Origin of the sequence: Mesorhizobium sp. M1396, from assembly GCF_040317725.1 — a bacterium.
GTDB lineage: Bacteria > Pseudomonadota > Alphaproteobacteria > Rhizobiales > Rhizobiaceae > Mesorhizobium.
Window position 1 is genome coordinate 38572 of sequence record NZ_JAMYLA010000054.1, and the last position, 10131, is coordinate 48702.

Below are 10131 nucleotides of genomic sequence, written 5' to 3' on the forward strand. Positions count from 1 at the left end.
CGATCTCAGATAGGTCACAGTGCTCGAATTGCGAGGTCGGTCGGTCACGGCGAAGCCGATATACCGCAATTCCATGCAGCGCAACGGCAGGGCATGGCCGCGACGGCCCGGGCGGTCAGCTCTTCTGCAAGGCGACATGGACACCGAGACCAACCAGCACCGCGCCGCCGGCCCGCTGCATCAGCCGCTGTGCGCGGCTCGAACGCCGCAAGCGGCCGATCACGGCACCCGCCAGGAACACGCAGACGACATCGGCCGAAGAAAACATCAGATTGACGATCGTGCCCAGCACGACGAACTGCAGCCAGACCGGAAACGCCGCCGAAGCATCGATGAACTGCGGCAGGAACGCCATGAAGAAGATCGCCGTCTTGGGATTGAGCACCTCGACGGTGATACTCTCGAAAAAGGCACGTCGTGCCGATTTGCGCTCGATCGCGGGCAGCGCCGTATCGCCCTCCGCACGCTTGCGCAACAGCGAGACGCCGAGCCAGATCAGATAGAGCGCGCCGACCAGCTTGACCGCCATGTAGAGCGTCGGCACGGCGTGAAACAGCACCGACAGACCGGCGGCAGCGGCGAAAACATGCACGTAACCGCCCAGATGGATGCCAAGTGCCGCAGTGAGGCCGGACCAGCGGCCGCGTGCCATCGTCTGTGCGGCGGCATAAAGCATAGCGGGGCCTGGGATGTAGGCGAAGATCGCCGTGGTGGCGAAAAACGCCAGGAGCAGTTCGGTCGACGGCATTATTGGTCCCTCACGATCATGCCTCTGTCCTGTCGGTTCAGTCCGCGCGCGGGATGGCTTTGGACTGACCCGTGCGGACGGCCGCGATAAAAGCGGACATGATTTTCTTATGGAATGATGGGCTGAATGCGCCGATGCGCGCACCCGGTTCGAAATAGGCTGACGTTTCTAGAATATCGTGGTTGTACTCATCGACCATTACCCAAAGAGGGATAGGGTCGAGGCCTGCGCGGCGGCGTTCAATTTCCGGGATGCTGGCGGCAATGCGATCGCGGCCCGGCTGCGTGGAAGTGATTGCAAGGATGAAGAGATTCGTACGCCGGCTTTCCCAGGAAGGACGGCCACGAAGGCGACAGGTCGTGTCTTGCGGCCTTCGGTCTCGCCGTCTCCGTGTTGGCGATACCACAGATATGGATATCTCCAGACGTCGGCGGCGATGGGTCTAATCACGATCCAACTCCGCCATGTATTCCTCAAGCATCTCGACATGTTCGGGTGGGGCGTCTTCGGTCGCGTAGACGCGGCGGCTATCGTTGACGAAGCGAGCTTCGTAGGTCTCTATGCTCATCAGGACGTATCTCGGCTTGTTGTGACGAGTGATGGAGACGGGCTGCTGGCTGGCAGCCGCGAGCACGTCTCCAAGATTCTGTTTCAGATCGGTCGATGGATAGCGCTTCATAGGCCACTCCGTTTTGCACATAATAGACAAAACAGACAAAACAGACAAGCGTAAGGAATGCAGATCTGGCGACCACGCCTGCTTTATCGACAGCCCACCCAGCCTCCCTTATAAGGGCCGGAATCGGCAAGTGAAACGCGTATCAGGGCCAGCAACATGATCATCGTCACGGGCGGCGCCGGCATGATCGGCTCCAACATCGTCGCCGCTCTGAATACCGAAGGCCATGACGACATCCTTATCGTCGACGATCTCACCGACGGCCACAAGATCGCCAATCTCGCCGACCTGCGGATCGCCGACTATCTCGACAAGGATGATTTTCTGCCCCGCATGGAGGCCGGCTCGCTTGGCCGCATCGAGGCCGTCTTCCACCAGGGCGCCTGCTCGACCACCACCGAGTGGAACGGCAAATTCATGATGGAGGTGAATTACGCCTTCTCGAAACGGCTGCTGCATGCAAGCCAGGCGCTGCGCGTGCCCTTCCTCTACGCCTCCTCCGCTTCCGTCTATGGCGGCGGCTCGGAGTTTCGCGAGGATACGGCGCTCGAGCGGCCGCTCAACGTCTACGCCTATTCCAAGAAGCTGTTCGACGACTATGTCAGGCGAACGGTGTTCGCCGGGCGCACGGTCTTCGATACCGACCATTCGCAGGTCGCGGGCCTGCGCTATTTCAACGTCTATGGCCCGCGCGAAGCGCACAAGGGCGCCATGGCCTCGGTCGCCTTCCATCTGTTCAACCAGGTCGAACGCGGCGAAAACCCGAAACTGTTCGGCGCCTATGACGGCTTCGGGCCTGGCGAACAAAGCCGCGACTTCATCCATGTCAGCGATGTCGCCGACGTCAATCTGTGGCTGTGGAAGCGGGAACTGAGCGGCATCTTCAATTGCGGCACCGGCCGCGCCCAGCCCTTCCGCGCCATCGCCGAAACGGTGATCGACACGCTGGGCAAGGGCGAAATCGAGTTCATCGAATTCCCCGATCACCTCAAGGGCAGCTACCAGAGCTTCACGCAAGCTGATATGTCACGTTTGCGCGCGGCCGGTTACAATGGCCAATTCCGGACAGTGGAAACCGGCGTCAGAGACTATGTCGAATGGCTGAAAGCCCAACGATCCTCGTGATCGGCCCACGCTGGGTGGGCGACATGGTGATGGCGCAGTGCCTGTTTTCGGCGCTGAAGGAGCTGCATCCCAACGCCGCCATCGACGTGCTGGCACCGGCATGGGCCGCGCCGCTGGTCAAGCGCATGCCCGAAATCCGCCAGCAGATCGACTTTCCGCTCAAACCCGGTGCGCTCGAATTCACCCATCGTCGCCGCTTCGGCCGCCTGCTGCACGGCCGCTACGACATGGCCTATATCCTGCCGGGCAGCTGGAAGTCGGCGCTGATCCCGTTCTTTGCCCGCATTCCGCGCCGTGTCGGTCATCTGCGCGAGATGCGCTATGGTCTGTTGACCGACATCGTACCGCTGCCCGACAGCCTCAAACGACGCACCGCGCAGGCCTATTTCGGCCTCGCCCGGGGCGGCAGTTTCCGGGCGCCTCGACTGAGCGTGGACACGAAAAACCAGGTTGACCTGCTCGACCGTTTCGGGCTGACGCCGCAAAAATTCGCGGCACTGATGCCTGGTGCGGAATTCGGCCCGGCCAAGCGCTGGCCGAGCGAAAGCTACGCTGGCCTTGCCCGCGATTTCATGGAAAAGGGCTTGAAGGTCGCGCTGTTCGGCTCGAAGAACGACCGCGACGTGACGGCGGAGATCGCCGCGCTCGCCCCTGGCGTCGTCGATCTCGCCGGCCAGACGCGGCTGGAGGACGCCATCGACCTGATCGCTGCCGCAAGGCTGGCGGTGTCCAACGACAGCGGGCTGATGCATGTCGCCGCTGCCGTCGGCACGCCGATCGTGGCCGTCTATGGCTCGACCTCGCCCGAGAATACGCCGCCGCTGGCCGAGCACCGTGAACTGGTCTGGCTTGGGCTGTCGTGCTCGCCCTGCCACCAGAAAATCTGTCCGCTCGGCCACCTCAACTGCCTGAAGACGCTTGAAGTCGGCCAGGTCGCGGCGGCGGCGGGCCGCCTGCTGGAAATCCCGGCCGCGGCATGAAGGTCCTCATCGTCAAGACATCCTCGATGGGCGATGTCATCCATACCTTTCCGGCTGTCGAGGATACCAGCCTTAACCGGCCGGACGTGACCTTCGACTGGTGCGTCGAAGAGGCGTTCGCCGGCATCGTCGGGCTGCATCCGGCGATCGACAGAATTCACACGGTGGCGATCCGGCGCTGGCGCAAGGCGCTGTTCGACGGCGGCACCTGGCGCGAAGCGGCCACCTTGCGCCGAGCCTTGCGCGATTGCCGCTACGATCTGGTCATCGACGCACAAGGCCTGCTGAAATCGGCCCTGGTGGCGCGACAAGCCGGCGCTCCGATTGCCGGCTTCGACCGCTCCAGCGCGCGCGAACCGTCGGCAACTCTGTTCTACGACGTCACCAATGCCGTGCCGCGCAACCTGCACGCCATCGAACGGACGCGACGGCTGTTCGGGCTGGCGCTCGGCTATCAGCCCGATCTTTCGAGGCTGGACTCCGGCATTGTGGCGCCGGCAGGCACTCTGGCCGGCATCGCTGGAAAAACCGCCTTCCTGCTGCACGGCACCAGCCGCGAAGACAAGAAATGGCCCATCCAGGACTGGATCGAAACCGCCCGCCTCTTTGTGGAGCGCGGCCTGACGCCGGTCACCACCTGGTCGAACGACCGCGAAAAAGCCGTGGCCGAAGCGATCGCGAAAGCTGTGCCGTCAACGGTCGTGGTGCCCAAATCATCGCTGGCAGACATCGCCGCCATCATCGGCCGCTCGACGCTGGTCATTGGCGCCGACACCGGGCTGACCCACCTCGCCAGCGCTTTCGGCCTGCCGACGGTCGCGGTGTTCCTGGCGACCGAGCCCGGCCTTACCGGCCCGCGCGGCCCATATGCATCGACGCTCTTGGCGGCACCTGGGGGGCGTATTGCGCCGACTGATGTGATGGCGGAGGCTGACAGGCTGCTGGAGCGCCAGGCGCGTGATGAGGCCGTCACTGGCAAGAATTGATTTATTCAATCAATTCAATCGGAAAGGTTGGCACTGCCCCTCATCCGCCTGCCGGCACCTTCTCCTCGTAATAGTGACGGGGAGAAGAGAGATGAGGCAGCCTCGGCGCTCTTATGGCCTGGGAAATTAGCGAAATCACCGGTGAAGGCGTCTTTCTCCCCGTCACTATACGGGGAGAAATGCCCGGCAGGGCAATGAGGGGCAGCGCAAGCGTTGGTAATCCCTTAGATAAACTGCACCTGGACGATCTCATAGCCCCTTGCACCGCCCGGCGCATTGACCTCGATGGCGTCGCCGACTTCCTTGCCGATGAGCGCTCGCGCGATCGGCGAGGAGATCGAGATGCGGCCGGACTTGACGTCCGCTTCCTGGTCGCCGACGATCCGGTAGGTCTTCTTTTCCTCAGTGTCCTCGTCAACGAGCACCACGGTGGCGCCGAACTTGATCTTGTCGCCGCTGAGCTTGGTGACGTCGATCACCTCGGCGCGCGCGATATAATCTTCAAGCTCGTTGACGCGGCCCTCATTGAGGCTCTGCGCCTCTTTGGCGGCATGGTATTCGGCATTTTCGGACAGGTCGCCATGCGAGCGCGCTTCGGAGATCGCCTCGATGATGCGCGGCCGCTCTTCCTGCTGGCGCCAGCGCAGTTCTTCCTTCAATGACGCGAACCCCTCGCCTGTCATCGGGACCTTGTTCATGATACCTGACCTTTCCTGCCGCCACCCCCGCGTTTCGGGGGAAGCCTTGTCGATGGGTACAAAAAGAAAACGGTCCGGCAGCCTCGGGCTAACGGAACCGTGTCACCGCAATTTCCCTGAATATAGCAATCTTCGCGGGTTTTTCACGCCCAAAAATTGGTTTTGCAAAAATCATCCCCGCTTTCATCAGTCGGGGCGGCTAATGAGACTGAGGGGTGACAAAAAAGCGGCCGCGCGCGCTCGCGGCCGCTTCGAAGAGCCCTTTCAACTCCGCATGAAATGGTCGATCTGCTCGGCCAGCATGCCGTATTCGCGCGAACCCTTGCCGGTCCGCTTCTCGATCTCCACCAGCTGCTGCTGGGCGCCGGCCAGATCGCCGATCTGCAGATGCGCTTCGCCGAGATATTCGCGCACCAGCGTGTAGTTGGGATCGATGCGCAGCGCTTCCTCGTAATAGCCGAGGCCGACGGTAACGCGGCCGGAATGGCGGTGCGAATAGCCGAGATAGTTGAGGATGCGCGGATCCTGCTTGTTGGCGGCGAGGCTAAGCACGGCAATCGCCTCGTCATAACGCCCGGCCATCGCCAGCGCGTGGCCTGCGTCATAGATGCTGTCGTCGTCGAGCATGCCTTCCTGGGGTGCGACGCACTTTTTCTTCTTCTTGTCCCAGACCTCGCCCTTCTTGCACTGGGTGACGGTCTCATCGCTGCCACCACTGCCGGCGGCGAACACCGGAACGGCAAGGAACTGCAGCGCGACAAGGGCAGTCGCCGCCTGGATCAGCATTCTTTTATGCATCGAAGCCTCCTTGAGGGTGAGAATGCAACACTAACGCCGGATGGTTTGCATTTCATCCCGGAAAAATGCGTGCCGAAGAACATCAGGTGACGGATGCCGCAAATCCGCTATCATCAGCCAGGATTTCGGCACTGGGAGACTGCTCGTGCAGCGGCGGCTTGAAAAGGACTGGGAGCTTTCGATCGGCCCCGATACCGTGCGCCTGTTCATCCTCAAGGCCAAGGCGCTGAGCGCTGCCGTCAACGAAGACTATGCCGATGGCGCCGAGCATGAGGTCGAGTTCGACGGCGAGTCCCATGCCAACCATCACCATGACGGCCTCGCCGAGGAGAGCTCCGAAAACCTTACCGAGGAAGAGCTGCGCGAACTGATCAATGACCTCAATGTCGATGAAGCAGCCGAACTGATCGCGCTGGCCTGGGTCGGTCGCGGCGACTACGACGCCACCGAATGGGCGGACGCGCTTGCCACGGCGCGCGAACGCGCCAACAAGCGCACCGCAAAATACCTGCTTGGCATGCCGCTGCTTGCCGACTGGCTGGAGGAAGGGCTGGAAGCGATCGGCGCGTAACGAGGTGGTTACCGTTCGTGATGCGGCGCAGGCAACCTCCTTGCGTCGGCGCCGTTGACGGCCATGCGGTCGCTTGTCTTTTCCCGAACATGCAGGATTGCGTTGGTCATGGCCGTCACGGCCTTGCTGGTGGTGCCGGCCGACGCTCGACATCGCCATCGGCATCACAAGCCGCTGACGCCGCGGGCGGAGCAGCCGCTGACACCGCGGGTCGATCAGCCCCTGAAACCGCGAGGCGGACAGCGCCTGAAATCGCGGGGTAAACGGCAGCTCGCACCGAACCAGACACGGCAGAAAACGCAGGAACCGCTTCCCTCGCCTGCCGATGTTCCGATGCCCGGGCCCGGTATTCCGGTGCCCGAGCCACGCCCGGCGGATGCTCCGAAGACCGATGCCGCGGCGCCGGAAGGGCAAAAGACGAAAGGTCCGAAGACCACCGGAGCGCCCGATCGGTTCAATGAAGAAAAATCCCGTCAGAAAGAGCAGGCACGCCCCGAGTCGTCCGCCCCAGAACCGTCAGCCAATACGGAAAGCGAGCCGGAGCCGCCAGCCGTTGCGCCGACACCGACACCGAAACCTGACGTCGAAGAAGAGCCCGAGGTTGAGCCTCCGGTGGTCGCCCCGCAGCCGCCGCAAAAGCCCGCCGATGCAGGCGAGAAGATGCTCGCCGATCCGCGCTCGGCTGACCGGCCCCAAGGAAGGATGCCCGCCGAGGAAGTCGCCTGCCGCGAGCGGCTGAAGACGCTCGGCGTCGAATTCGAGGAGCACAAGGCGGAAAGCAACCCCGAAATCGGCTGTTCGATCCCCTACCCGATCGTGCTGAAGACACTTGAAAATTCAGTCGCCATCGGCCCCGGCACCGAGCTCAATTGCAAGATGGCCGAGGCGACGGCGCGTTTTGCCGCCGATGTGATCCAGCCGACCGCGAAAGCCGAATTCGGTGCCGACCTGAAATCGATCGACCAGGCGTCGGCCTTTATCTGCCGGCCACGCAATGGCACACGAAAGCTGTCGGAACATGCCTTCGGCAACGCGCTCGATATCGCCAGCTTCACGCTGTCGGATGGCAAGAAGATCGAGGTCGGTCCGGCGCCGCCCGAGAAGGACGCCAAATTCCTCAACGCCGTGCGCAAGGCGGCCTGCGGGCCGTTCAAGACCGTGCTTGGCCCGGGCGCCGATGCCGATCATTCCATGCACTTCCATCTCGATCTCGAGCCTAGACAGCATGGCGGAACGTTCTGTCAGTGAGCATGGTTAGCCGGACCACGTGCCCCAATTCGGCCGCAGGCATGAACGCGGGCGCTGAGTTTTCCTTTACCCTTGATCGTTAAAATGCCGGATATCTGAACCATGATCCCGAAAAATGGGAACCGGTTTTCGGAAAAGATCGTGGTCAGGCAAAGGTAGAACCTGATCGGGATCAGGTTCGGGAATAGGGATTCCGCCGATGGCCGGGACATTTCGCGCCGTGTTTTTCGCCGTCGCGCGCCAATCGAAACATGCGGCGATGGCAGCCGCCGGCCTTGCCCTCGTCGCGATTTCGGGCTGCAACACCGGCAGCGTGCTGTCACTTGAACCGGCTGTCGACGTCGGCTCCCAGACCTCAGCCGTGCCGCAATATGCCGGCATGCAGAAGCTTGTTCCCTCCAACCCCTACATGACGCAGGCCGCTTATCCGCGCATGGACGAGCCGATGTCGCCGGTCGAGCAGATGCCGGCCAGCGAAGCCGACTGCCGCCAGCAATTGAAGCGCCTCGATGTTGCCTTCACCGACCTGGCGCCGATCCATGAAGGCCAATGCGGCATCGACTATCCGGTCAAGGTTTCGGCCATCGGCAACATCCAGATGAAGCCCGCCGCGACGCTGACCTGCGACATGGCCGCCACCTTCGCCGGCTGGACCAGGAACGAACTCGTTCCCTCCGCCCGCTGGCGCTATTTCTCCGGCGTCAAGACCATCCACCAGGGCTCCAGCTATTCCTGCCGCAGGATCGCTGGCGAAGGCGTCTTGTCGGAACATGGCAAGGGCAACGCACTCGACGTCATGAGCATCGAACTTAACAATGGCGACGACATCGACGTGCGCAAGCCCGGCCTGTTCGCCTTCCGCACCCGCGGCTTCCTCAACAATGTGCGCGCCGACGGCTGCCAGTACTTCACCACCGTGCTCGGCCCCGGCTACAATTACGATCACCGCAACCATTTCCATTTCGACATCAAGAACCGCAAAAGCGGTTATCGCGCCTGCCGCTAGGAAAATCAGACAGGGTGGGCGCTACCGGTGGAAGCGATGATTTGTTGCGCCACCAGATCCTGGATGCGCCACAGATTCCTGTCGCGAATACCGCTTTCCTCCAGTTTGCTGACGGTCCGGAACAGATACTGCGCCGATGAGCCCCAATGTCCGGCGGCCCGCGCCAGCGTGTCCGCAACCTGCTCTGGCGGCAACCGTCCGGCATAGGCCCTGCCGTTTGGCGCGGCGACGAAGGCCACGGCACGCAGCGGACCATCCTTGGTCCTGACCTTGATCCAGCACGGCACGTTGGTTGGCGGGTTCGCATCAATCTCGCGGCGCATCAACAGGCCAAGTTGCCCGAAATGATCTTCGGCCGGCAGTCGGTAAACGATGCCGTTGCAACTGCCACCACGGTCGAGGGCCAGCATCAGGGCCGGCAGATCGCGGGTGCCGCGCCAGCGCGTCAGCTTCAGACAGAATGAGCGGTGCCACCCTGGCGCCGTGGCCGGGCGCTGTTCGACATGGACGAATTCGGGATTCCAGATCAGCGAGCCATAGGCAAAGACCCACAGCGTTTCGGGCCGGTGGTAGGAAAGCAGCCGTTCGACAAGGCCGTCGAACTCAGCCTCGGTATGCTCGCTGGTTCCGGGCTCGGGGCCGGGGTCTGGTTCGACACGGTCGACTCGCGCGACGAGATCGGCAGTCAACGCCATCGAAGTGCGGCCTGGCGGTTTTCGCTTCATTCCTGCCCCCAATGCAAAAACGATGGCCGACGATAGACCAGCTGCATGCAGCTGGCCATTGATTTTCAAGGTCTGTCAGGCGACAGCTACGCACAGATCGAAGCGGCATTCATGAGCCAGCGAAGTTTTCGGCGAAGCATTGCAATCTGGCTGGCAGCCTTGTTTGCCGCCTATCTGGCGCTCGCCTATTTCGCCGCGCCGGAATTCTGGACGTTCCGGGACCGCGGCTTTCGCACCCAGCACTTCGAGATGGTGACACACACGCCGCAGGGCATTCCGGGCGACCCCATCAATGTCGGCTTGGTCGGCACGCAGAAGGAGGTGGTCCATGCCTTCGCCGTCGCCGGCTGGGACACCGCCGACGCCGTGACCTTGAAGACCGCGATCGAGATCGGCGAAAGCGTGTTGTTCGACCACCCCTACCCCGATGCGCCGGTCAGCCGGCTGCTGTTCGATGGCCGCGCCCAGGATCTCGCCTTCGAAAAGCCGGGGCGGGCCCCCCCCCCCCCGCGGGCAAAAGTAGGCCTGACGCCCACCCAAAGAGCCCGCCCAAGAGGCCCCCCCCCG

At 62.6% G+C, this 10131-nt stretch carries 12 protein-coding genes; 7 read left to right on the forward strand and 5 right to left on the reverse strand.

The genetic code is table 11. The annotated features are described in order from the left end of the window. Positions 1-115 precede the first annotated feature (115 nt). Together NKH02_RS27740 and NKH02_RS27745 are read right to left on the reverse strand one after the other, a co-directional pair. Positions 116-748, reverse strand: coding sequence for a LysE family translocator (locus tag NKH02_RS27740; protein ID WP_352863801.1), 633 nt, complete (start codon positions 746-748; stop codon positions 116-118). A gap of 442 nt (positions 749-1190) precedes the next feature. Beyond that, on the reverse strand, positions 1191-1427 hold the full coding sequence (locus NKH02_RS27745; RefSeq protein WP_352828900.1) for a type II toxin-antitoxin system Phd/YefM family antitoxin: 237 nt from the start codon (positions 1425-1427) through the stop codon (positions 1191-1193). 156 nt (positions 1428-1583) lie between these two features. Between NKH02_RS27745 and rfaD the strand changes: the two genes are divergently transcribed. Genes rfaD through waaC form a run of 3 tightly spaced genes read left to right on the forward strand, consistent with a single transcriptional unit; the run spans position 1584 to position 4518 of the window. Further along, positions 1584-2552, forward strand: a complete 969-nt coding sequence (rfaD, locus tag NKH02_RS27750; protein ID WP_352882893.1) for an ADP-glyceromanno-heptose 6-epimerase — start codon at positions 1584-1586, stop codon at positions 2550-2552. Continuing rightward, positions 2525-3532, forward strand: a complete 1008-nt coding sequence (gene waaF, locus NKH02_RS27755; protein WP_352882894.1) for a lipopolysaccharide heptosyltransferase II — start codon at positions 2525-2527, stop codon at positions 3530-3532. Before rfaD ends, waaF begins: the two co-directional genes overlap by 28 nt. After that, entirely contained in the window at positions 3529-4518 is a 990-nt protein-coding gene (gene waaC / locus NKH02_RS27760) for a lipopolysaccharide heptosyltransferase I (protein ID WP_352882896.1), read from the forward strand. Before waaF ends, waaC begins: the two co-directional genes overlap by 4 nt. 224 nt (positions 4519-4742) lie before the next feature. Here the strand turns inward: waaC and greA are convergent, their stop codons facing one another. Beyond that, the gene (gene greA, locus NKH02_RS27765; RefSeq protein ID WP_292183751.1) at positions 4743-5216 is read right to left on the reverse strand and encodes a transcription elongation factor GreA; all 474 of its coding nucleotides are present in this window, start codon (positions 5214-5216) and stop codon (positions 4743-4745) included. A 264-nt stretch (positions 5217-5480) separates the two neighbouring features. Further along, the gene (locus tag NKH02_RS27770; protein ID WP_352882898.1) at positions 5481-6014 is read right to left on the reverse strand and encodes a tetratricopeptide repeat protein; all 534 of its coding nucleotides are present in this window, start codon (positions 6012-6014) and stop codon (positions 5481-5483) included. Positions 6015-6159: 145 nt separating this feature from the next. On the opposite strand from NKH02_RS27770, the gene NKH02_RS27775 reads away from it, so the two are divergent. The 3 genes from NKH02_RS27775 to NKH02_RS27785 all read left to right on the forward strand — a co-directional run bounded on the left by NKH02_RS27775 (position 6160) and on the right by NKH02_RS27785 (position 8839). Continuing rightward, positions 6160-6585, forward strand: coding sequence for a DUF3775 domain-containing protein (locus NKH02_RS27775; RefSeq protein WP_352863811.1), 426 nt, complete (start codon positions 6160-6162; stop codon positions 6583-6585). A gap of 102 nt (positions 6586-6687) precedes the next feature. Then, positions 6688-7833 (forward strand): extensin-like domain-containing protein, encoded by a 1146-nt coding sequence (locus NKH02_RS27780; RefSeq protein WP_352882900.1) that lies wholly within the window; start codon positions 6688-6690, stop codon positions 7831-7833. A 199-nt stretch (positions 7834-8032) separates the two neighbouring features. Continuing rightward, positions 8033-8839: an extensin-like domain-containing protein gene (locus tag NKH02_RS27785; RefSeq protein WP_352882902.1), complete on the forward strand. Its 807-nt coding sequence runs from the start codon at positions 8033-8035 to the stop codon at positions 8837-8839. A gap of 5 nt (positions 8840-8844) precedes the next feature. Here NKH02_RS27785 and NKH02_RS27790 read toward each other — a convergent pair whose 3' ends face one another. Then, positions 8845-9564 (reverse strand): gamma-glutamylcyclotransferase, encoded by a 720-nt coding sequence (locus NKH02_RS27790; RefSeq protein WP_352863817.1) that lies wholly within the window; start codon positions 9562-9564, stop codon positions 8845-8847. Between the two features lie 111 nt (positions 9565-9675). Between NKH02_RS27790 and NKH02_RS27795 the strand changes: the two genes are divergently transcribed. After that, positions 9676-10131 (forward strand): LssY C-terminal domain-containing protein (locus NKH02_RS27795; RefSeq protein WP_352882906.1); only part of this gene is annotated, 456 nt, incomplete at its 3' end.